The organism is Roseibium sp. AWQ4_290 (assembly GCF_056160985.1).
In genome coordinates, this window is record NZ_JBSWYG010000023.1 from 1 (window position 1) to 20,376 (window position 20,376).

Annotated in this window: 21 protein-coding genes; 15 read left to right on the plus strand and 6 right to left on the minus strand. The window is 60.1% G+C overall.

What is annotated here, in order from left to right; all coding sequences use genetic code 11:
* Nucleotides 1-107: 107 nt before the first annotated feature.
* The 3 genes from ACXAH0_RS20690 to ACXAH0_RS20700 form a co-directional block, all read right to left on the minus strand.
* Nucleotides 108-1,058: a relaxase/mobilization nuclease domain-containing protein gene (locus tag ACXAH0_RS20690; RefSeq protein ID WP_475194761.1), complete on the minus strand. Its 951-nt coding sequence runs from the start codon at nt 1,056-1,058 to the stop codon at nt 108-110.
* On the minus strand, nt 1,055-1,420 hold the full coding sequence (locus ACXAH0_RS20695; protein WP_475194763.1) for a hypothetical protein: 366 nt from the start codon (nt 1,418-1,420) through the stop codon (nt 1,055-1,057). Before ACXAH0_RS20695 ends, ACXAH0_RS20690 begins: the two co-directional genes overlap by 4 nt.
* An 84-nt stretch (nt 1,421-1,504) precedes the next feature.
* Nucleotides 1,505-1,654 carry a hypothetical protein gene (locus ACXAH0_RS20700; protein ID WP_475194765.1) on the minus strand — a complete coding sequence of 50 codons (150 nt, stop codon included), beginning with the start codon at nt 1,652-1,654 and terminating at the stop codon, nt 1,505-1,507.
* Between the two features lie 744 nt (nt 1,655-2,398).
* On the opposite strand from ACXAH0_RS20700, the gene ACXAH0_RS20705 reads away from it, so the two are divergent.
* From ACXAH0_RS20705 to ACXAH0_RS20715, 3 genes are all read left to right on the plus strand, one after another.
* Nucleotides 2,399-3,496, plus strand: coding sequence for a tRNA-dihydrouridine synthase (locus tag ACXAH0_RS20705; protein WP_475194768.1), 1,098 nt, complete (start codon nt 2,399-2,401; stop codon nt 3,494-3,496).
* A gap of 533 nt (nt 3,497-4,029) precedes the next feature.
* Nucleotides 4,030-4,560 (plus strand): DUF5946 family protein, encoded by a 531-nt coding sequence (locus ACXAH0_RS20710; RefSeq protein WP_475176753.1) that lies wholly within the window; start codon nt 4,030-4,032, stop codon nt 4,558-4,560.
* A 188-nt stretch (nt 4,561-4,748) separates the two neighbouring features.
* Nucleotides 4,749-5,390: a glutathione S-transferase family protein gene (locus ACXAH0_RS20715; protein ID WP_475176749.1), complete on the plus strand. Its 642-nt coding sequence runs from the start codon at nt 4,749-4,751 to the stop codon at nt 5,388-5,390.
* 17 nt (nt 5,391-5,407) lie between these two features.
* Here the strand turns inward: ACXAH0_RS20715 and ACXAH0_RS20720 are convergent, their stop codons facing one another.
* A complete protein-coding gene (locus ACXAH0_RS20720) occupies nt 5,408-6,445 on the minus strand; it encodes a LacI family DNA-binding transcriptional regulator (RefSeq protein WP_475194770.1) in 1,038 nt (345 codons plus the stop codon).
* A 154-nt stretch (nt 6,446-6,599) separates the two neighbouring features.
* Between ACXAH0_RS20720 and ACXAH0_RS20725 the strand changes: the two genes are divergently transcribed.
* From ACXAH0_RS20725 to ACXAH0_RS20770, 10 genes are all read left to right on the plus strand, one after another.
* Complete coding sequence (locus ACXAH0_RS20725; RefSeq protein WP_475176742.1) at nt 6,600-6,779, plus strand: hypothetical protein; 180 nt, start codon at nt 6,600-6,602, stop codon at nt 6,777-6,779.
* A gap of 30 nt (nt 6,780-6,809) precedes the next feature.
* Complete coding sequence (locus ACXAH0_RS20730; RefSeq protein WP_475176736.1) at nt 6,810-7,952, plus strand: TRAP transporter substrate-binding protein; 1,143 nt, start codon at nt 6,810-6,812, stop codon at nt 7,950-7,952.
* 122 nt (nt 7,953-8,074) lie between these two features.
* Nucleotides 8,075-8,590 (plus strand): TRAP transporter small permease, encoded by a 516-nt coding sequence (locus ACXAH0_RS20735; protein WP_475176732.1) that lies wholly within the window; start codon nt 8,075-8,077, stop codon nt 8,588-8,590.
* An 11-nt stretch (nt 8,591-8,601) separates the two neighbouring features.
* The gene (locus tag ACXAH0_RS20740; protein ID WP_475194773.1) at nt 8,602-9,933 is read left to right on the plus strand and encodes a TRAP transporter large permease; all 1,332 of its coding nucleotides are present in this window, start codon (nt 8,602-8,604) and stop codon (nt 9,931-9,933) included.
* An 8-nt stretch (nt 9,934-9,941) separates the two neighbouring features.
* Nucleotides 9,942-11,255, plus strand: coding sequence for a histidinol dehydrogenase (hisD, locus tag ACXAH0_RS20745; RefSeq protein ID WP_475194775.1), 1,314 nt, complete (start codon nt 9,942-9,944; stop codon nt 11,253-11,255).
* A 3-nt stretch (nt 11,256-11,258) separates the two neighbouring features.
* On the plus strand, nt 11,259-12,011 hold the full coding sequence (locus ACXAH0_RS20750; protein WP_475194777.1) for an SDR family NAD(P)-dependent oxidoreductase: 753 nt from the start codon (nt 11,259-11,261) through the stop codon (nt 12,009-12,011).
* Nucleotides 12,008-13,003: a zinc-dependent alcohol dehydrogenase gene (locus ACXAH0_RS20755; RefSeq protein ID WP_475194780.1), complete on the plus strand. Its 996-nt coding sequence runs from the start codon at nt 12,008-12,010 to the stop codon at nt 13,001-13,003. Before ACXAH0_RS20750 ends, ACXAH0_RS20755 begins: the two co-directional genes overlap by 4 nt.
* 11 nt (nt 13,004-13,014) lie before the next feature.
* Nucleotides 13,015-13,305, plus strand: coding sequence for a UxaA family hydrolase (locus tag ACXAH0_RS20760; protein ID WP_475176711.1), 291 nt, complete (start codon nt 13,015-13,017; stop codon nt 13,303-13,305).
* 12 nt (nt 13,306-13,317) lie between these two features.
* A complete protein-coding gene (locus tag ACXAH0_RS20765; protein ID WP_475194782.1) occupies nt 13,318-14,499 on the plus strand; it encodes a UxaA family hydrolase in 1,182 nt (393 codons plus the stop codon).
* A 62-nt stretch (nt 14,500-14,561) separates the two neighbouring features.
* Entirely contained in the window at nt 14,562-15,566 is a 1,005-nt protein-coding gene (locus tag ACXAH0_RS20770; RefSeq protein ID WP_475176699.1) for an Ldh family oxidoreductase, read from the plus strand.
* Between the two features lie 47 nt (nt 15,567-15,613).
* Here ACXAH0_RS20770 and ACXAH0_RS20775 read toward each other — a convergent pair whose 3' ends face one another.
* Complete coding sequence (locus tag ACXAH0_RS20775) at nt 15,614-15,868, minus strand: hypothetical protein (RefSeq protein ID WP_475176694.1); 255 nt, start codon at nt 15,866-15,868, stop codon at nt 15,614-15,616.
* A 383-nt stretch (nt 15,869-16,251) separates the two neighbouring features.
* On the opposite strand from ACXAH0_RS20775, the gene ACXAH0_RS20780 reads away from it, so the two are divergent.
* Together ACXAH0_RS20780 and ACXAH0_RS20785 are read left to right on the plus strand one after the other, a co-directional pair.
* Nucleotides 16,252-17,298 (plus strand): GlxA family transcriptional regulator, encoded by a 1,047-nt coding sequence (locus ACXAH0_RS20780; protein ID WP_475176689.1) that lies wholly within the window; start codon nt 16,252-16,254, stop codon nt 17,296-17,298.
* 152 nt (nt 17,299-17,450) lie between these two features.
* On the plus strand, nt 17,451-18,743 hold the full coding sequence (locus ACXAH0_RS20785; RefSeq protein WP_475176686.1) for an Hsp70 family protein: 1,293 nt from the start codon (nt 17,451-17,453) through the stop codon (nt 18,741-18,743).
* A gap of 198 nt (nt 18,744-18,941) precedes the next feature.
* On the opposite strand, the gene ACXAH0_RS20790 is transcribed toward ACXAH0_RS20785, so the two are convergent.
* The gene (locus tag ACXAH0_RS20790) at nt 18,942-20,348 is read right to left on the minus strand and encodes a PepSY-associated TM helix domain-containing protein (protein ID WP_475194783.1); all 1,407 of its coding nucleotides are present in this window, start codon (nt 20,346-20,348) and stop codon (nt 18,942-18,944) included.
* Nucleotides 20,349-20,376 lie beyond the last annotated feature (28 nt).

The following is a 20,376-nucleotide window of genomic DNA, read 5'->3' on the forward strand; positions in this document are numbered from 1 at the left end:
TCCGCCGCTTTCTTCGCTTACTCATTAAGGGCCCTTAAATGTCCATTTAATTAAGCGGACACTTAACGCACCAAATCGAAAAGCGGCAGGTCGGGTTCAACGGACGCTCACGCTTCTGCATACCATCGTCTAGCCTGACCTTCGTCCAACTTTGTGCGCTCACTTCTATGAGTTGAGATCAATTGCTTGCGCTCGTTCTCAAGTGCTGCACGTTCGATGGTCAGATCATTCCTTGCTTCACCAGCCATACGGACGAATTGGCGGCGGACGTTGTTTCTATGCTTTGCCATGGCCTCTTCAACGCTTGGCAGGCCGTCAGCTTCTCCCAGTCGTTCGCGAACGACCTTCGCTTTTTTCCCAACCGCTCGAGCAACAGCCAAAACTTCACCGTCATGGCAAACAACCACATGACCGCGCCTATCGCCTTTGGCGAGAATGTAACCATGATCTTTGAGCGCTGCTTCCAAACCTGAACGGCTATCGCTGACCATCCAGCATTGTTGAATGAGTTTTTTCTGGTCGATTGCGTTCTTGCCGCGCCGCTTGGCAGCTTGCCATTCTGCAAGCGTGACATTGGTGGGAGATTTGAGGGAACGATCACGTAAACCCGCAGGCATCTTCCATTGATGCTCAAAGAAAAGATCTCGACTGAGAGACATCAACCGGTTTTTGAAATGCGGTAGGTTCTTCGCTGTCATGGTCTGCGCATCAATGCGGGAAAACACCACATGTGCATGCCGCCTCCCGTCTTTCTCATGAAAAATGAGAACGCGAGGTTGACCGACGAGGCCATTGACTTCAGCAATCCTGTCCGCAGCTTCTTCAAACATCTCAACCGTGACGGATACATTGGCAGGCGGGTTTATACTGACGGAGAAAAACGGCTGGCTACACTTGGTACCCTTGGCAATCGCCTGGACTTCCTTGAACGCGCCAGTGACATCATCGGATACGAACCCTGAGACTTCATGCACCTCAACAAAATCATTGTCGTTTTCATTGAGCAAGTGAATCGCCAGTTTTTTGGCATTGCCGCGCTGTGCCCCCTTGAGCATCATCGCTCTGCTACCCCAAGAGCGCACATCAATAACTTACGAACTCTGGTCAGAAGATCATGGCACTGCACGAGAAGCGCTTTGCATTCGTCATCTGCTGGCTGAGTGCCATCCTCAATGTCTTCCGAAGCTTTTTTGAATGCGAGAACCAGATTGTTCTGACCGAGCAAGGCAAGAATCTGCGCAAGAACGCGATGGTCCTTTATCGGTGCAGCTTTGTGTGCCTTGCGCTGCTCTGCGGCTTTCTCCAGAACAAGTTCGCGTATGAATGGAGCAAGTTGCTTGTCACCCGCCTTTGCCTTCACAAGCGCATACTCGTCCGGCTTGAGCCGAATCGTGATGCGGTGGTCAGGCGGGTTAGGCATTGTAGGCGCGCAGGCTCCCCAAAAAAAGAAAACCCGCCGCTCATAGTGAGGGCGGGTGCAATTGAATTTGAATGTAGGAAAGGATCAGCGCGGGCTTAGATCGGGCGGATCACTTGGCGGAGAAGTTTCATCCACATCGAAATCTGGAAGCGCATTCAATATCGCTTCCCATGTCTCAAGCTCTTTGAAAAGATCATCAATATGGTTCGAACTTTCTCCCAGAAGGTCCGCCATATTTGCGTCTGCGGTAGCGCTCAACCCGAAAAAGGCAAATTGGGTTGTGCGAAGACCCATTGGACGCCATCTTCAGGCCGTTTCTACAAACATTCTGATGCAACTGGCCCGGTAAAACCAACCTTACCAAATAAGACCCTCTTCGACCGAGACATGAGCGCGTTCTGCAAAGCGCATGTTACAGGGCCGTATGGGATATCGTCCAGGGCGCGCGACAGGGCGCAACGCTCTCATGTCGTGGCCTTTGGTGGCTTTTTCAGGCCTGCCACGCTGTGTCACACCGCTTACCCGGCCAACAAGGCCAGCCTGCTCGCCTTTCCTTGGCGGCGAAGCTGAAAAACCAGCCAATAGGGTCTTGTTTGGTGAGGTTGATATTAGGCCAAATCTGACCAGATTGCGAAGAGCACTAGAGTGTGGCTAGCAAGCTTATGTTTCTATTATGGTTTTCGAAACTGAAATATGCTCCGGTGCGCGCTGCATAAAAGAGGCGTATTTTAATTCAACCACACTAGGTCAAAGCGGCTTGAAGCCGAATACCGGCATATGCCTGGGGCTCGACACGGCCAGCACCGCATTCCCTCTTCTTCCCGGTCTTCATGGTCTTTGGCAGCATCTGCATCTGTTTTTTGGGCATTTGCTTTAATTTTTTGCAATTTCCGGATCTGGTGCAGAAGGGGCTCCGGCAAAGATTGACTCTTTGGTCAAAAATGATTGTCCTAGTCCTCAAAAACCAGAGGACACATTATGTCAAATGCGCTTTCGACACATTTCACCGGCCTTGAATTCGTCAATCCATTCGTTCTGGCTTCTGCGCCGCCTACGGAAAGCAAACGCAAAATTCTGAGGGCCTTTGAGGCTGGATGGGGAGGTGTTGTCACCAAGACGATTGGCTTGCACCCGGTTGAAAACGTCGCAGGACCCAAGACGATCTTTCAGCGTTCCAGCGAAGCCAAACCTTACGTTTCGCGCACAAAACGGCCAGACACGGTGGCCCATTCCTCTTGGAACTGGGAGCTGATTTCCGATCAGCCGCTTGATTTGTGGCTTCCTGATCTGGAGGAGATCAAGAGCACCTATCCCGACCGCATGCTCATTGCCTCCATCATGGCCGGGGCGGGCGGTGAAGACGAAATGAACAATTGGCGCAAGCTGGCAACCGCTTGCGTGACCGCCGGGTGTGACGCGCTGGAGCTGAACCTGTCCTGCCCGCATATGGACCGCAAAGACATGGGCGCGCATATTGCCAATGATGAAGACATCATCCGCTCGATCCTCAAGGCTGTCACCGGCGTGGTCAGCGTTCCGGTGTGGGTGAAACTCACGCCCTCAACCTCCTCTCTGGTGGAGGCCGCCGGGGTCGCCTATGAATCGGGCGCCGCCTCCATATCGCTGTGCAATACGTTTCCGTCTTTGCCCCTGATGGACCCTGAAACCATGAAATTCGAGGTCGAGGTCGACGGCCTTGTCACTTCCGGAGGCCTGGGAGGCGCGGCTATTCTGCCGCAAGCCCTGCAACGTGTGTCGGACATCTCACGGGCGTATCCGGACAAGGCGATTTCCGGCATTGGTGGCATCCGGGGGTTTCGCGAGGCCTTCAATTTTATTGTCCACGGGGCGGGGAACCTGCAGGTCTGCACGGCCGCCATGGAAGAAAAAGGCAGCGGTGGGATTGGCGTTAAGCTCATCCAGGAACTGACAGAGGATTTGCGCGATTACCTGCAGCGCAAAGGCCTGTCGTCAATTGAAGAGTTCCGCGGGATCGCACGCGAACGCATTGTAGAGCATTCCCAGATCCGCCGGAAGAGCGAGGCCTATAATGGCGGCTACCGGACCGCGTCCTAAGATCGCCCCGGACCATGGATCCAAAATCCGCGAGCGCCGGAGCTGCTGACTGCGCAACAAGAGGCGCCCGCTCAGCGTCCCTGCAGCCGCAGGGAAAGGCCCGCCACCAGCGCCATGTCCCACGCGCCGCAGGGGATCAACTCTCCGGTTTTGGTGCCCCGCGTTCCCTCGGCCCAGAATATTGCCAAACATCTGACGAAGTCCGTTGCCTGCCGACAGCGGATTTCCGGAAAATCGGCTTTAGCGTCAGCGGGAGGCGCAGCTGCAGCGGGGTCAATGACACGGATGGCGGCATGGCAACCAGCTCCCGCCCGCGCCACCCTACCCTGCGCAATCGGCGCTCTGGGATTGTGCATTGCGAGGTTCCGGTCGCATGGTTTTCCGCACGCCAGTCACCAGCTTTCGATTTGAGGGATGGGCGCAGCCTCTTCCCCTAACTCTGCCCCAATCGGCCGCTAGGTTTGCGTTCTCAAAAGACTGTCAAAGACCCAAACCACACACCCCTCTCAGGCGCAGGCTCAGATACGCAGATCATGCACGCCCTTCCCAAAACATCCCGCTGCCCCGGCTGTGGCGCCACACTTGATGTCATGGAAGGGCCAGTTCATGCCTATATGACCGCGTCACCGGCCTGTTTCGATCTCTTCAACAAGGTTCTGGCCATTGAGTACAGCGCCCCTCAATTTGCGGCCGCCCACCGCATGACGGTGGACACCTATGCGGTTCAGCATCCCGGCACGGAGAAGAGCCGACGGCAAATCCAGTCGGTGGGGCTGCATCTGGCGCGGCTTCATGTCCAGCTGACAACACCCTTGCCGCCGCAGAAAACCAACGAGGTCATGCTTGGCTTTTCCAGACATAAGGCCAGCCTGATCTTTCTGGAGCCGCCAAGCCGTTTTTCCATGTGCATCGCCGATGTGGCGCCCTTTGCCGGAAGCCCGGATCATAGCACCAAGATCCGGGACTGGGCGGCGGCCACCTGGTCCGATTGGGCGGACCACCACACCTACATTGAAGACTGGGTCAACAGCCACACCAGCGATAGGCTGGCCCGGCAGCGATAGCGGCGCTTGCCCCAAGCCCCCCACGCCGGACAGAGCTCTATTGCCGGGCAAGCAGTCAACAATGCAACAGGCACCGGAGCGGCCGGATCTGCCCCACGCTTGCGCGGAGCACAGCTTGATGCCCAGGACGGAGACGCTAGACTGCAGAGGCTGGCCCACCGGCCCACCTCACACACGAAGGACCCGTCATGCTCACGGTTTGGGGCCGCAAGACCTCGTCGAATGTTCAGGCGCTGATGTGGTGCATCGGCGAGCTGGACCTGCCCTGTCAGCGCCATGACATCGGCCACCGCTTTGGTGGGACCGAGACGGATGCGTTTTTTGCGCTCAACCCGAACCGGACAGTGCCGGTGCTTCAGGACGGCACCAACCCGCCTCTTTGGGAGACCGGTGCCATTTTGCGCTATCTCGCCAGCAGATACAGCCAGGGCCCGTTCTGGCCGGAGGAACTTATTGCCAGAACCGAGGTGGACCGGTGGGCGGAATGGTCGAAACTGAATGTCGCCCTCGCCTTTACCGCGCCGGTATTCTGGCGGGTGGTGCGCACACCGTGCGCCAGCCGGGAGCCGGAGAAAATCCAGGCTGCTGTCCGCGCCCTGGAGGCCAAGTTCAAGATCGCCGAGGACCGGCTCCAGTCACAGGCTTTTCTTGTCGGAGACGGGTTGACCCTCGCTGACATCCAATTCGCCCATGTGCTCTACCGCTACTATGATATCAGCATCGACAGAGCGCCCCTGCCCGCGCTTGAAGCCTATTATGAGAGACTGACCCGCCGCCCGGCCTACCGGCAGCATGTCATGGTGTCTTATGAGGATTTGCGGGCAGAGTAACAGCAAAAGGCAGCGCTTTACGGCTCCCGCGCCGGACCCAGTGTCTTGCGCATGCTTATGGATGTGGGCAACTCGACGCTGTCCGGCCGCCCGCCCCCAAGCGCCGTCAGCAGCGCCTGGGCTGCATATTGGCCCATGCGGCGGTGGGGCACATGGACGGTGGTCAGGGGAACCGGGGCAACACTGGCCAATTCAATATCGTCAAAGCCGGTCAGGGAGACCTCCTCCGGCACTTTCAGACCCAGGGCTCCAGCCGCCCGCAAAGCACCAACAGCCAGAACGTCATTGCCACACATAACCGCCGTTGGCCGGACCGGGGCAGACATGAGGGTGCGGAAGGCCCTGTCCCCGTTTTCAATCGAATAGTCAGCTTCCACGAGCTGAAGACCGTCCGGGTCAAGGCCCATTTCCATCAAGGCCACGCGGATCCCCTCCACCCGGGCCCTCGCCCGGTCATTGTCGGCCGTTGGCGCTGAAATGCAGCCGATGTGCCGGTGCCCTTCCGCCAGCACCCGCTGCGCCAGGGCGTGCATCGCCGACTTGTTGTTGAATCCCACGGACAGGTTGCTGGAGTCCGGATCGGACACCCAGGTCAGAACCACCGGAATGTTGCGCTTTTCCAGATAGGTATAGATCTGAGGGTCCCGCTGATATCCGATCAGAAGCAGAGCATCCGCTCCGCGCACGGTTAGGGTCCGGATCTGCTCTTCTTCCAGCTCCGGCCGGTAAGAGGAACTGGCCACCAGCAAGGTGCAGCCGTTCTTGTGCAACTCCTCCTGAAAGGCCTGCAGGCCCCGGGCAAAGATAGCGTTTTCCATGGTCGGAATGATCGCACCGATGGTGTTGGTGCGGCCGGCAGCAAGAGCCCGGGCGCTGTAATTGGGCGAATATCCGAGCCGGTCAACAGCATCCATCACCGTCTTCAAGGTCTTTTTCGTGACCCTGTCAGGCAGGTTCAGACATCTTGAAACAGTGGCCGTTGAAACACCTGCCGCATTGGCAACATCGGCCAATGTGGGCACGCCGCTGATCTTGTGTTTGGGTTCATTTGCCATAAGTCCGGCGTACCGCTGCTCCCCTTTTCTTATCGTCCCTGATCCTGCCTTACAGATCTTTTCAGACTGCGGGAACCGTTTTTTCCGCTTGCAATGCATAATGTAAGCGCTTACATTTTTCAATGCCGGGGGAATTGATCGTTGGGAGGTGATCATGTTTTTGGCTCTGGCGGTGCTTTTCTTCGCCGTCTTCGTGATCAACGTTTCGGTCGGTTCTTTTGGCGGAATGCCGTTTTTCGGAAATGCCGGTGAGATGCTTTGTTTGTTGGCAGTGTCGGTTGCGTTCACGGCGGCAATCCTGAGGAAGGAAGCGGACAAAAAAGCCGGCAAATAACCGGTCAGAACCGGATTTTGGGAGGAGACTATGAAGAAAACTGAAGACCTCGCCTCGTGCGAGCGCCGGACCTTTTTAAAACTGGCCGGGGCCGGAAGCTTTACCGCTGCCCTTGTGGCAGGTGCGGCCGGCACGCTCTGGTCCGAGCAGGCTGCAGCCCAGACCGCGCAGGAGGAGCGCGCACGGGAACAGGCCGCCGACCACATCATGACGCTGGCCACCGCCTATGTGCTGGGCGCTTCGCGCAGCTACCCGATCATGCAGCTGGACCTGAAGGAAAACATCCAGAATGCCACCAATGGCAAAGTCTATGTGCGCCTGGCCCCCGGCGGTCAGCTTGGCGCTGGCGGGGCTCTCGCCCAGGCGGTCCAGGGCGGCACCATTCAGGCCGCCCAGCACTCACTGTCGAATTTCGCCCCCTTTGCATCCGCAGTTGACCTGATCAACATGCCGTATTTTTGCGGCTCCAATCAGCGTTTCACCAATCTTGTCACCTCAAAGGCCTGGAAAGAGGAGGTTCATCCCAAGATCGAAGCCTCCGGTTTCAAGGCGCTGTTTTATGTTGTGATCGACCCGCGCGTGGTCGCCGTGCGCAAGGGCGGCAACAAGGTCCTTACGCCGGCGGATCTGGATGGCGTCAAATTCCGCGTTCCCGGTTCGGCCATGCTGCAGCAATATTACCGCATGGTCGGTGCCAACCCGACCCCGGTCGCCTGGGGCGAGACCCCGTCCGCCATCAAGCAGGGGGTCGCAGATGCGCTCGACCCCTCCGTCGGCGCCCTCTATGTCTTCGGGTTCAAGGACATCCTGAGCCATGTCACCTTCACCCAGGCGGTGCCGGACAGTCAGGTCTATTCCATGAATCTGGAATGGTTCAATTCCTTGCCCTCCGACGTTCAGGAAGGCATTGAATTTGCCGGTGACATCACCGCACAGCAAAACCTTGCCAAGGTCCCCGCCGCCCGCTCCTACGCCATGTCGGAACTGGTTAAATCGGGGGTGGAGTTCCACTCCCTGACCCAGGACCAGCTGGCCGAATGGCAAGCCGCCGGGGGCTACCAGCGCGAGGAATGGGATCCGTTCAAGGTTGAACTGGCCGGATCCATGGAGGCCTTTGCGCGGCTCGAAGAAGCCGCCGCCTCCCAGAGCCGCTACTACGTGCACGACGCCTGAGCCCCAAAAAGACCACAACGGACCGGCGCTGACACAGCGCCGGTCCGGACCCGCCCGACGTTTTCCATTCCGCAAGACCGCCGCATCAGACCCTGTCTGATGGGACCGGTGAAGGAGTGCCTATGCCGACTGTTCTCAAAGCCGTCGACCGCAACGGTGAACGCTGGCTGCTGCTGGTGTTCTATGTGATGCTCGTCCTGACCATGTTTGTCGAAGTGATCCGGCGCGAGGTCTTCGCCTATTCCTCGATCTGGGGGGAAGAAATCGTCCGCTACTCCTTCATTTATCTGGTCTGGATCGGCGCTGCCGCCGCCGTGAAGGAACGCGGCCACATCCGCATTGACGTGATCATGCAATATGCCGGACCGCGCTTCAAAGCCCTGCTCTATATCTTCGGCGACCTGGTGATGGCCGCCGTAGCGGTGATTGCTCTCTACTGGTCTTTCGAAACGGTTCTGGTCTCCGCCAAATTCGGGTCCGTCACCCATGGCCTGCGCATCAGCCAGGTCTGGTTCCTGATGGCCGTGCCGTTCGGCTTCGCCCTGGTCCTGTTCCGCCTGGTCCAGTCCTTCCTGCGTGATCTGCGCGACCTTCGTGACGGGCGCCCCGTCTATGAAGGCGACAAACTGTTCGACTGAGGGAGGTCGCGATGCTCTGGCAACATCTTCAGCAACAGACCGTCGAACTGGGATGGTCCTTTTACGGCCCGGTTCTCATTTTTGTCGTCCTGGTCGCCCTTGCGGTGCCGGTCTGGGCCGCCATCGGCGCCGCCTCGATCGCCATGCTGGTGATCTCCGGTGCCCTGCCGCTTTCCCTGGTGGGCGAAAGCCTGTTTCACGGCATCGACCATTTTGCCCTGACAGCGGTGCCCCTCTTCATCCTGACCGGCGACGTTCTGGTGCGCACCGGGCTCAGCCGCAAGTTTCTTGACGTGGCCGAGGCCTTGACCTGTTGGGCAAAGGGCGGGTTCGGCTCGGCCACCGTTCTGGTCTGCGGCATGTTTTCCGCAATTTCCGGATCCGATGCAGCCGGGGCCGCAGCCGTAGGGCGCATGACCATCGATCGGCTGGTGGACAGCGGCTACCCGCGCCCCTATGCCTGTGCCCTGGTGGCCGCAGGCGCCTGTACCGGCATCCTGATCCCGCCCTCCATCGCCTATATCATCATCGGTCTGGTGCTGGGCATCTCCGCCTCCACGCTGTTTCTGGCCGCCGTGGTCCCAGGCCTGGCCATTCTGGTCTCCATCCTGGTCACTAACATCGTCATGAACCGGATCTACGCCTATGAGAGCGGCGAGCTGATGACCTTCGGGGAATGGGCCAGCAATCTCGGCAAGGCGCTGAAATCGGGCTGGTATGCCTTCATCGTTCCCGGCGTGATTTTCTATGGCATCTTCTCTGGCCGCCTGACCCCTACGGAAGCCGGTGCGGTTGCGGTGATGATTACCATTGCGATGGGCTTCCTGCTCGGCACGCTGAAACTGTCGGACTTTCCGGCCATGCTGGTCAGCTCGGCAAAGGTCAATGGCGTGATCGTGCCGATCATCGCCTTTTCCCTGCCCCTTGCCCAGGCACTGGCGATCCTCGGCGTGCCCCAGGGATTTGTCTATGCCGTGACCTCGCTCACCAATGAACCGGCCCTTTTGATCCTGCTGATGATCGTCATCCTGATTGCGGCCGGCTGCGTGATGGAGACCACACCCAACATCGTGATCCTGGCACCGATCCTGAAGCCGCTGGCCGACAATATCGGCATGAACGAGATCCAGTTCTGCATCATGATGATCACCGCCCTCGGGGTTGGGTTCATCACGCCGCCCCTTGGCCTCAACCTCTTCGTGGTGTCTGGCCTGACCGGGGAATCGATCCTGAAGATCGCGGCCCGTGCCATCCCCTTCGTCTTCTTCATGCTGCTCGTGACCCTGCTGATCGCCTATGTCCCGGCGATCTCCACCACGCTTCTTCCCGATATTTACAAGTAGGACCCGCCATGACTGTCGACTATCTGAAAAAAGCGGTGCGCACTTCCAAGACAGACGCCTCTGAAACCACCCGGATCGTGCAGGAAATCCTGGATACGATCGAAGCGGGCGGTGATGCGGCCGCCCTCGACTATGCCGCACGCTTTGACAAATATGACGGCGCAATCCTGCTGGACGAAGCCGCGATTGAGGCCGCAACGGCAAAAGTGCCGGATAAGCTGAAGCGGGATATCGAATTTGCCCATGCCAATGTGAAGCGCTTTGCCGAAGCCCAGAAGCAGACCTGTGTGGATGTGGAGGTGGAAGTGGTGCCCGGCCTGACCGCCGGCCAGAAGAGCATCCCCGTGGAGACTGCCGGGTGCTACATTCCCGGCGGGCGCTACAGCCATATTGCCAGCGCCATCATGACCGTGACCACCGCCAAGGTGGCGGGCTGTGCGAACATCATTGCCTGTTCGCCACCGCGCCCGGGCATCGGCATCAATCCCGCCATCATCTATGCGGCCAAGGTCTGCGGCGCTGACAAAATTCTGGCCATGGGCGGGGTCCAGGGCGTGGCCGCCATGACCTTCGGCCTGTTCGGCCTGCCGAAAGCCAATATTCTGGTCGGCCCGGGCAACCAGTTTGTGGCCGAGGCCAAACGCATCCTGTTCGGCCGGGTCGGCATCGACATGATTGCCGGGCCGACCGACAGCCTGATCCTGGCCGACAGTTCGGCGGATCCGGAGGTGGTGGCCTCCGACCTCGTCGGCCAGGCCGAACATGGCTACAATTCTCCGGTCTGGCTGGTGACCGACACACGCTCTCTGGCCGAAGCGGTGATGGCCAGGGTGCCGAAGCTGATCGACGATCTGCCCGAGGTGAACCGGGACAATGCGTCGGCCGCCTGGCGCGACTATGCGGAGGTGATCCTGTGCAGCAGCCGGGACGAAATGGCGGCAACCTCCGACGCCTATGCGCCCGAACACCTGACCGTGCAGGCCCGGGACCTTGACTGGTGGCTGGAGCGGCTGGCCTGCTACGGCTCGCTGTTTCTGGGCGAAGAGACAACGGTCGCCTTTGGCGACAAGGCCTCCGGCCCGAACCATGTGCTGCCCACCTCCGGCGCAGCCACTTATACCGGCGGCCTGTCGGTCCACAAATACATGAAGATCGTCACCTGGCAGCGGGCGACCCGAGAGGGGGCAAAACCGGTGGCGGAAGCCACGGCCCGGATTTCCCGCCTGGAAGGCATGGAGGGCCACGCCCGCACTGCCGATATCCGGCTCAAGAAGTACTTCCCCGATGAAACATTTGACCTGAACGCCGAGGCCGGGATCTAAAGGATGAGCGGCCTCTTTGACATTTCCGGCAAGGTAGCCTGCGTCACCGGCGCCAGTTCTGGACTTGGTCGCCGCGCGGCGACCGTACTGGCCTCTGCCGGGGCAAAGGTGGTTGGCGTTGCCCGGCGCGAAGCGGATCTGGAGGACTGGCGCCGGACCGCCGGAGGCGCCACAGCGTCGGTTCCGGCGGACCTCAGCCAACAGGGCAGCCTCGACGAAACAGCCAATCGGATTGCCGCGCCGTTCGGCTCACCTCAGATCCTCGTGCATGCGGCCGGGATTAACACCCGTCAGCCCGCCGATGACGTCACCCGGGACGGCTGGGAGCTGACCCTTGCCCTCAACCTCACGGCGCCCTTCTTTCTCAGCCAGGCCCTTGTCCCGGCCATGCGGGCCACAGGCTGGGGCCGGATCGTGACCTTTGCCTCCCTGCAAAGTTTCCGGGCCTTTCCAGGCGGGATCGCCTATGGCGCGTCCAAGGGCGGGGTCGGGCAGATGACGCGGGCCATGGCCGAGGCCTGGTCGAAAGACGGCATCACCGCCAATGCCATTGGCCCCGGCTTTTTTCCAACGGAACTCACTGCCGCCGTTTTTGAAGATGACGCAAGGGCGCAGCGCAACGCCGCACAGACCTGTGCCGGGCGCAACGGCAGGCTCAGTGACATTGATGGGCCAATTCTCTTTTTATGTTCAGAAGCTTCCGCGTATGTAACAGGGCAGATTCTTATGGTTGACGGAGGTTTCACCGCAAAATGAAAGCACTTGTTTACACCGGCCCGCAAACGCAATCCTATCAGGACACCGCCGATCCGGTGCCCAGCCCCGCAGAATCGCTGGTCCAGGTGGCCCAAAGCGGCATTTGCGGCTCGGACATGCATGCCTTTCTAGGCCATGACGAACGCCGCCCGGCGCCACTGATCCTGGGCCATGAAGTCTCGGGCACCGCCCTCTCCGGTGCCTTTTCAGGCCAGCGGGTGACCGTCAATCCGCTCGCCTCCTGCGGCACGTGCGAGTTTTGCCTCTCTGGCCGGGACAATCTGTGTCCGGAGCGCAAAATCATTTCCATGCCCCCACGCGAAGGCGGCTTTGCAGAGTTTGTCACTGCCGCAGATGGCAATCTGGTGGCCGTTCCGGACCATGTCAGTGACGAACAGGCCGCCCTTACCGAGCCGCTGGCCTGCGGCTGGCATGCGGTGCGGCTCGCCATCAAGGCCCTGTTCAAGGGACCGGCGGACGCAAAAGCCCTTGTCATCGGCGGCGGCACCATCGGCCTTGGCGCAGCCTTGTGCCTGAGGGCGCAAGGGGTCAGCCAGATCCGCATTGTCGAACCCCATGAGACCCGCGCCCGCTACCTGAGGACCCGGTGTTCCCAGGAGGTGCTGACGCCTCAGGAGAGCGAGGCCAGCGGGCTCTATGATCTGGTGATCGATGCGGTCGGGTTTGAGACGACCCGTGCAGCCGCCTCCGCCCGGATAAAACCGGGTGGCGTTATCGCCCATATCGGACTGGGCTCGGCGGAAGGCGGGCTCGATATCCGGCGCATGACCCTTCAGGAAATCACGTTCATCGGCACCTATACCTATACGGCCCAGGACTTCCGCGACACTGCCAGAGCCATGTTCGAGGGCCACCTCGGCCCGCTCGACTGGGTGGAGGTTCGGCCGCTTTCCGAGGGGCTGAAAGCCTTTACCGACCTGCGGGACGGCAAGGTCGCCATTCCCAAGATCCTTTTGAAACCCAATCCATAAGGAGACGCTCCATGTCCGAAATTCCTCACCTGCTTGTCCATGAGCACGCCGACAATGTCGGCGTGGTTGTGGTGGAAGGCCTGACCAGCGGCACCGATATGCTGTGCTGTGTCACCCATGACAATTCCACCTTCCGGCTGACCGCCGGCGCGGATGTGCCCATTGGCCACAAGATCGCGCTGAAGGACCTCAAGGAGGGCGATACGGCCACCAAATATGGTGAGGACATCGGCAAGATCATCGCCGACATTCCCAAGGGCGGCCACGTGCACACCCACAATTGCAAAACAAAGCGCTGGTAAGGAGCCGTGACCATGTCTTCCAAATATTCCAACATCACGGTGAAAGCCTACCGGCGCGAGAATGGCCGGGTTGGTGTGCGCAACCATGTGGTCATCCTGCCCGTGGACGATATCTCCAACGCAGCCTGCGAGGCGGTTGCCAACAATGTCAAAGGCACGCTGGCCATTCCCCATGCCTATGGCCGCTTGCAATTTGGTGAGGATCTGGATCTGCATTTCCGCACCATGATCGGCACTGGCGCCAATGCGAATGTGGCCGCTGTCGTGGTCATCGGCATCGAACCGGGCTGGACCAGGCGGATCGCCGACGGCATCCGCAAGACCGGCAAGCCGGTGGCCGAATTCTCCATTGAGCAGAACGGGGACTTTGAGACCATCCGCGCCGCCTCCTGGAAGGCCAAGGAATTTGTCCATTGGTCGAGTGAATTGCAGCGGGAAGAATGCCCGCTTTCGGACCTTTGGATCTCCACCAAATGCGGTGAGAGCGACACCACCACCGGCCTCGGCTCCTGCCCGACCGTTGGCAACATGTATGACAAACTGCTGCCGGAAGGCATTACCGGCTTTTTCGGTGAAACCTCTGAAATCACCGGCGCGGAACATATTTGCCAGAAGCGAGCGGTCAACGAGGAGGTCGGCGAACGCTGGTACAAGATGTGGAAGGCCTATCAGGACGAAGTGATCTTTGCCCACCAGACCGACGACCTGTCCGACAGCCAGCCGACCAAGGGCAATATCGAAGGCGGTCTGACCACCATTGAGGAAAAGGCCCTCGGCAATCTGGAAAAGATCGGCCGGACCTCCTGCTACATCGACATTCTGGAACCGGCGGAAGAACCCACCTCCGGCAACGGCCTTTATTTCATGGATTCCTCTTCGGCGGCAGCAGAATGCGTGACGCTGATGGCCGCAGGTGGAGCCGTCATCCATACCTTCCCGACCGGCCAGGGCAATGTGGTTGGCAACCCCATCGTACCGGTCATCAAGATCACCGCCAATCCGCGCACGGTGCGCACCATGAGCGAGCATGTGGATGTGGATGTATCCGGCATCCTGCGCCGGGAGATGACCATCGATGAGGCCGGTGACGCACTGATCGACATGATCCGCCGCACCGCCAACGGGCGTCACACCGCCTCCGAGGCTCTCGGCCACCGGGAGTTTTCCATGACAAAACTCTATCGCAGCGCCTGATACGGGTCAGGGCAGCCGGGCAGCCGGTTGCCCTGTCCTGCCCGTTCGGCAAGGATGGGACCATGACGCAATCAGAACGCCTGACCCTGGAGCAGGCCACCCGGCTCCTGACATCGGTTTTCACTGCCGCCGGAGCCAACCTACCGGTGGCCCATTCCGTTTCGGCAGCCCTTGTGGCGGCAGAGGCGGAAGGCCAGAGGGGGCACGGGTTTTCCCGCGTCGCCGACTATGCTGCCCAAATGCGCAGCGGCAAGATCCGTGCGCAGGCCGAGGTCAAGATCCGGCAGACCGGCACGGCCAGCCTGTTAGCCGATGCGGATGGCGGCTTTGCCTATCCGGCGCTGGATCTGGTGATCCGCGAGGGGGCCGATCTTGCCCGCGCCCATGGCTGCGCAAGCCTGGGCGTGACACGCTCCCACCATTGCGGCGCCCTTTCCGTGCAGGTGGCCAAATTGGCCAGTCATGGCCTGGTGGCGCTGATGGTTGCCAACACCCCGGCGGCCATGGCCCCTTACGGGGGCAGCACAGCGTTTTTCGGCACCAACCCGATTGCCTTTGCCGCCCCGCGCGAAAACAGCGACCCGCTTGTCATCGACCTGTCCCTGTCCAAGGTGGCGCGCGGCAAGGTGATGGCGGCCCACAAAGCCGGAGAGCCCATTCCCGAAGGCTGGGCGCTGGACCGGGAAGGCCAGCCAACCACGGATCCGGCCGAGGCGCTGGCGGGGACCATGCTGCCCATTGCAGATGCAAAAGGCACTGCCCTTGCCCTGATGATCGAGATCCTTGCCACGACGATGACAGGGGCTGCATTCAGTGCGGATGCTTCGTCTTTCTTCACCGCCGAAGGGCCTGCGCCCCATGTCGGCCAGTTTCTAATTGCCATGACACCCCAGGACGCGCATTTCAGCCGTCGGCTGGACGTCCTGCTCGACCGACTGCAAGCCCTGGAGGGTGCGCGCCTTCCCGGAAGCCGACGCGCCGCAGCCCTGCGCGCGGCGCATGCTAACGGCCTTGAGGTGGCGTCGCTCCAGCTGGAACATCTCAGGACATTGGCACGCGGCGTGTGAGCCTCGCGAAGCGGGTTTGACCCTGCCGGTACCGCGACGCAGATTTTTCAGGCGGCGTCGGTCTTTTGCGCAAGATCCGCATTGGCGGCCCGGTTGCCTTCCTCGATATTCTGCAACACGATTTCCATCGCATGTTCCGGGGTCAGCCGGGTTTCGTCCTGCAGGGCAATCAAGCTTCCGACAACCTGACTGGCGACCGCCAGCAATTCAGCCGGACAAAGTTTGTCCTGATAGGCGCACAAGGCACCGACCATCTCCCGGCGCGCTTCAAGATGAAGGGACTTCGGCACAACTCGTCTCATGACAGCAACCTCATCAAAGTTCGGCAATATTCTGATTTAAAATCACGTTCAAAAACCGGAAAACACGCATCAAATCCCAAAATGCTTAGAACTTGAAATATTCAAAACACCTGTTCATATTCTCATTTTTCGGACATAAATCTCAAACCTCGCATTTGCTTCAATCTTTACTCTAATCGAGCCATCATATTACGTTGCCTAACACAATCCAAGGCGAAGCTCGCATAAAGTGCATTGACCCTTACGACGCCCCTATAACGAGCACCCTTGCCGTGATGGGCTGCGGGTCGCCCTGTTTCCAGCCTCTCCCGCCTGCCGCTGATACCGGTCTGACACGACAAGAGACGTGACCGGTGACAGGTCCCTCTGTATAAGATGCGGGAATGACGAGTGAGACCAGATGCCGAAAGATTGGCTTCCTGTTGGTCGACGGGTTCGCCCTGATGTCGATTGCAGCGGCAGTCGAGCCCTTCCGGGCTGCCAACCACCTCGGGACCGGGGATCATTTCACCCTGACCTATTATTCGCTGAACGCCGGTAAGGTGCGTGCCTCCTGCGGCGCGCAGTTCGAGACCGAGCCCCTCGGTATCCTCAGCAATCAGGTGGATATTCTGTTTGTGGTGGCAGGCAGCCGCCCCGTGTCTGCGGCCTCTGGACCAATACAGGCGGCGTTGCGCAAGCTGGCCGCCCATGGGGTGGCCCTTGGCGGAATTTCCGGCGGCGGTGCCCTGCTTGCACGGGCCGGGCTGATGGACGGCCACCGGTTCACCGTACATTGGGAACATTTTGAGGAACTCAGCGCCCATTCGGACCGCTATTTTCTGGAGCGGCGTCTCTTTGTGATCGACCGCAACCGCTATACCTGCGCGGGCGGGGTTGCCGCGCTCGACATGATGCTGGCGGTGATCACATCCGAACTGGGCCTGGAGCTGGCCACCACCGTCAGCGACTGGCTGGTCCATAGCGGCATGCGCAGCCCGGAGGAGCCCTTGCGCTCGCGCTATCTGGGCAGTGCAGCAAGCCTCAACAGCTGCGTGGTCGCTGCTGTCGATCTGATGGAAAGCCATGTGAGCGACCTTCTGACTTTGGACCAGATCGCCATGCTGGCCGGGGTGAGCCCGCGCAAGCTTCAGCGCAATTTCAAATCCGATCTCGGCATCAGCGTGATGCGCTGCTACATGGATATCCGCCTGCACAAGGCCGATGACCTGTTGCGCAAGACAAGACTGGCCGTCGCCCAGGTGGCCTTTTCAACGGGCTTTGTGGATCAGGCCCATTTTGCCAGCGTCTACCGGGAAAAATACGGCCTGTCCCCGACCGAGCGCCGCAAGCGCAGCCGCCCGGCCTCCCTGACAGAGGGCCGGAGCGGACCGGTCAGCGCAGCCCCGGCCGATGCAGAGCAGCACAGTCCCGTTCTGGAAACGCAGTAGATTTTCTCCCGCCGGATCAGGGATTGCTTGCCTTTTCCCGCAATTGGCCGTATTCAGCGCGGCCATTCCAGTTTCGCGACAGTCTCCTTCACCGGCCCTTTCAGGCACCGGTCCTCCCGCGCGCTGCCGTGAATAGCCAAAGGTGAGTTGAGATGAGAAGAACAATCGGATTGGATTTCGGAACATCTAACACCGTTGCCGTGGCTGCAGAAGACACGGGCAGCACCCGGCCCGTTGCCTTTCAGGACCAGGAGCACGGCTTCACCTCCCTGCCCACCGTGCTCAGCTTCCTGGACCGGGGGGCCGCGCGGGCGCTTAATCCGGAGGTCGGGCCCTGGGCGATCCGGCAGTTTCTGGAGAGCTTCGGCGATGTGCGCTTCATCCAGTCGCTGAAAACCTTCGCCGCCAGCAGCCTCTTTAAGGGCACCGGTGTCTTCGGGGTCCGCTTCGAGTTCGAGGACCTGATGGCCACGTTTTTGCGCTGCGCTTTCGAGCGCGCCGGAACCAGCTTCGATCCCTCCGCAACACGACTGGTCGTGGGCCGTCCGGTTGAATTTGCCGGGCACAATCCGGACGTGAAGCTGGCCATGGACCGGTACCGCAAAGCCTTCCGGAAAGTCGGCTTTGAGGATATTTTATTCGTGATGGAGCCGGTCGGCGCCGCCTTTTCCTACGCACAGACCCTGACCCGGGACACCACGATCCTGGTGGCAGATCTGGGCGGCGGCACCACTGACTATTCCCTGATGCGCTTTGAAAGCACCGGCGGCCACATGACGGCTTCGCCGCTTGGGCGCGGCGGTATCGGCATTGCCGGGGACACACTGGACTACCGGATCATCGACAATGTGGTGTTGCCGAAACTGGGCAAGGGCTCGACCTATAAAAGCATGGGCAAGGTGCTTGAGATCCCGCCGAACCTCTTTTCCAATTTCGCCCGCTGGCACATGCTGTCGATCTTCAAGACCTCGGATGATTTCAAGGAACTGAAGAAGCTGCTGCGCTGGTGCCAGGATCCGGACAAGATCGAGCTGTTCATTGAGCTTGTGGAAGAGGACCAGGGCTATCCACTCTACAAGGCCGTGTCTGAAACCAAGGCCCTGTTGTCGTCTCAGGACGAAGCGGACTTTGCCTTTGCCCCGCTCGGCGCCGGCTTCAAGGCCGCGGTCACGCGGGCCGATTTCGAAGGCTGGATCGCCGGGGACCTGGCCAAGATGAACAAGGCGCTTGATGCCACGCTGGCAAAGGCGGGCCTCAAGGAGACAGATATCGACCGGGTATTCATGACCGGTGGCACCTCTTTTGTGCCTGCCGTGCGCCGCCAGTTCGCGGCCCGCTTCGGGGACGAAAAGATGTCCGGTGGCAACGAACTCACCTCCGTCGCCAATGGCCTTGCGTTGATCGGCGCGCGGAAGGACGCGGAAGACTGGGCTGTTGCGGCGTAAAACGGACGCTGCCGCGTGACCGGCAAAGACTGCGGTCACATGCCCGGCGTTCGCGGCCAGGCTCCCAGATCCGGCCAAGATTGTCAGGTCAAGCTCGCCCCTTCACTCTGGTATTCGGCATGGGGCTTTGCGTCTGCCGTTTGACACAAAGAAAGAAGAAAAAACGGGCACTGACAGGGCCAGCGCCCGGGGACCGTGTCAGCCAAAGGCCTTGCGCAGGCTCGGAATGCGTTTGACGAGCAGATAGTCGAGCGCCAGAACGGTAAGCAGAGTGATGCCCACAAGCGGGAATGCCAGCGACAGAAACAGCATCAGGATCATGGCGCCGCGCCAATGGGGCAGGTCGTTCGGCGTCTTTGGGGCAAAGACCCTCAGCACCACGCCCTTGGGCCGACGCATCCACCACAAAACCACGCCGGAGACACACAGGAAAATCACCGACAGGCACACAAGTGTGTTCAGCAGCAGGTTCCAAAGGCCCATAAGCCCCATATGGAACGGAATGCCCACCGCCATGGCCTTTCCGGCCAGCGAATAGTCGGCGAAGGCCACGTTGGCCAGCACCTTGCCGGTATACTGATCCACATGCACGGTCCTGTCGGCAAAGGGATCATCCGCATCCGAACTCATCGTGTCCTGATTGATGGTCCAGACCCCCGTTTCACCGCGCGGGAAGGCAATTCGGTAACGCGCGGTGAAACCAATAGCCTTGGCAAGGTCGGAGATGCTGTCCAGCGTGACCGGCACACCGGGTGTCGTTCCGGCCACACCGGCGTCAGACCCGGAGGCCGGCATCGGCGTCTGTTCCAAAGCCCAGGGCACATCGGACACAGCGCCGTGGTTCATGGAGGCATGGGTAACGTCCGACAGGGGCACATTGCTCCATTTTTCCGCCGGGAAGGTGTTCCAGGCCTGCACAAGCTTGCCGCCCCAGACCCCTGTCCAGGACATGCCGGTGATCAGGAACAGCAGCAGCAAAAACGAGACATAGATGCCGACGGTCACATGCAGCGCCTTCCAGAGCTCCCGGCCCGTTCGGCGCAGATCGGGAATGAAGGCCTGTGCCAGGGCTCTGTCCCGAGGCCACCAGAGATAAAGACCGGTCACGATCAGAATGAAGGCCAGGCCAGCGGCGATTTCCAGCAACCGGTCGCCGGGCGTGCCGAGCAGCAGGTCGCTGTGAATGTTGTCGGCAAAGTCATACCAGCCCTTGCGCCGGTTCCAACTGTCGATAGTGTCCCCGGTATAGGGATCGACCGCGACCATGGTCTGGACACCCTCATGCTTGATCCGGAAGACGGAGACGCTCTCCGCCGACCGGCCTTTCAGCCATTCCACCGGGGTGCTGCCGGGCTGGCTTTGAAGGGCGGCTTCGGCCTGCTGCGACACGCTCAGTGGCGCTGCGTTCTCAGGCACGGAGACCGTTATTTTCTCGCCATCCCGGCCATCGATATAGCCGATATACATCATCGTCATGCCGGTCGTGGCCAGGGTGAGCAGAAAGGGGATGACAAACAGACCGGCGTAAAAATGCCAGCGCCAGGCCGCCAGATAGAAACGGCTGGGGGAAGACGCCTTCGCGGCGCCGTCAGAAGACAAGCTCATGGAAACTCCAGTGCGAACCGCAACCGGG

Bases quoted from the DNA above. Each gene is read 5' to 3' on its own strand.
- ACXAH0_RS20690 (WP_475194761.1), bottom strand. From the start codon at position 1,058: ATGATGCTCAAGGGGGCACAGCGCGGCAATGCCAAAAAACTGGCGATT.
- ACXAH0_RS20695 (WP_475194763.1), bottom strand. From the start codon at position 1,420: ATGCCTAACCCGCCTGACCACCGCATCACGATTCGGCTCAAGCCGGAC.
- ACXAH0_RS20700 (WP_475194765.1), bottom strand. From the start codon at position 1,654: ATGGCGGACCTTCTGGGAGAAAGTTCGAACCATATTGATGATCTTTTC.
- ACXAH0_RS20705 (WP_475194768.1), top strand. From the start codon at position 2,399: ATGTCAAATGCGCTTTCGACACATTTCACCGGCCTTGAATTCGTCAAT.
- ACXAH0_RS20710 (WP_475176753.1), top strand. From the start codon at position 4,030: ATGCACGCCCTTCCCAAAACATCCCGCTGCCCCGGCTGTGGCGCCACA.
- ACXAH0_RS20715 (WP_475176749.1), top strand. From the start codon at position 4,749: ATGCTCACGGTTTGGGGCCGCAAGACCTCGTCGAATGTTCAGGCGCTG.
- ACXAH0_RS20720 (WP_475194770.1), bottom strand. From the start codon at position 6,445: ATGGCAAATGAACCCAAACACAAGATCAGCGGCGTGCCCACATTGGCC.
- ACXAH0_RS20725 (WP_475176742.1), top strand. From the start codon at position 6,600: ATGTTTTTGGCTCTGGCGGTGCTTTTCTTCGCCGTCTTCGTGATCAAC.
- ACXAH0_RS20730 (WP_475176736.1), top strand. From the start codon at position 6,810: ATGAAGAAAACTGAAGACCTCGCCTCGTGCGAGCGCCGGACCTTTTTA.
- ACXAH0_RS20735 (WP_475176732.1), top strand. From the start codon at position 8,075: ATGCCGACTGTTCTCAAAGCCGTCGACCGCAACGGTGAACGCTGGCTG.
- ACXAH0_RS20740 (WP_475194773.1), top strand. From the start codon at position 8,602: ATGCTCTGGCAACATCTTCAGCAACAGACCGTCGAACTGGGATGGTCC.
- hisD (WP_475194775.1), top strand. From the start codon at position 9,942: ATGACTGTCGACTATCTGAAAAAAGCGGTGCGCACTTCCAAGACAGAC.
- ACXAH0_RS20750 (WP_475194777.1), top strand. From the start codon at position 11,259: ATGAGCGGCCTCTTTGACATTTCCGGCAAGGTAGCCTGCGTCACCGGC.
- ACXAH0_RS20755 (WP_475194780.1), top strand. From the start codon at position 12,008: ATGAAAGCACTTGTTTACACCGGCCCGCAAACGCAATCCTATCAGGAC.
- ACXAH0_RS20760 (WP_475176711.1), top strand. From the start codon at position 13,015: ATGTCCGAAATTCCTCACCTGCTTGTCCATGAGCACGCCGACAATGTC.
- ACXAH0_RS20765 (WP_475194782.1), top strand. From the start codon at position 13,318: ATGTCTTCCAAATATTCCAACATCACGGTGAAAGCCTACCGGCGCGAG.
- ACXAH0_RS20770 (WP_475176699.1), top strand. From the start codon at position 14,562: ATGACGCAATCAGAACGCCTGACCCTGGAGCAGGCCACCCGGCTCCTG.
- ACXAH0_RS20775 (WP_475176694.1), bottom strand. From the start codon at position 15,868: ATGAGACGAGTTGTGCCGAAGTCCCTTCATCTTGAAGCGCGCCGGGAG.
- ACXAH0_RS20780 (WP_475176689.1), top strand. From the start codon at position 16,252: ATGACGAGTGAGACCAGATGCCGAAAGATTGGCTTCCTGTTGGTCGAC.
- ACXAH0_RS20785 (WP_475176686.1), top strand. From the start codon at position 17,451: ATGAGAAGAACAATCGGATTGGATTTCGGAACATCTAACACCGTTGCC.
- ACXAH0_RS20790 (WP_475194783.1), bottom strand. From the start codon at position 20,348: ATGAGCTTGTCTTCTGACGGCGCCGCGAAGGCGTCTTCCCCCAGCCGT.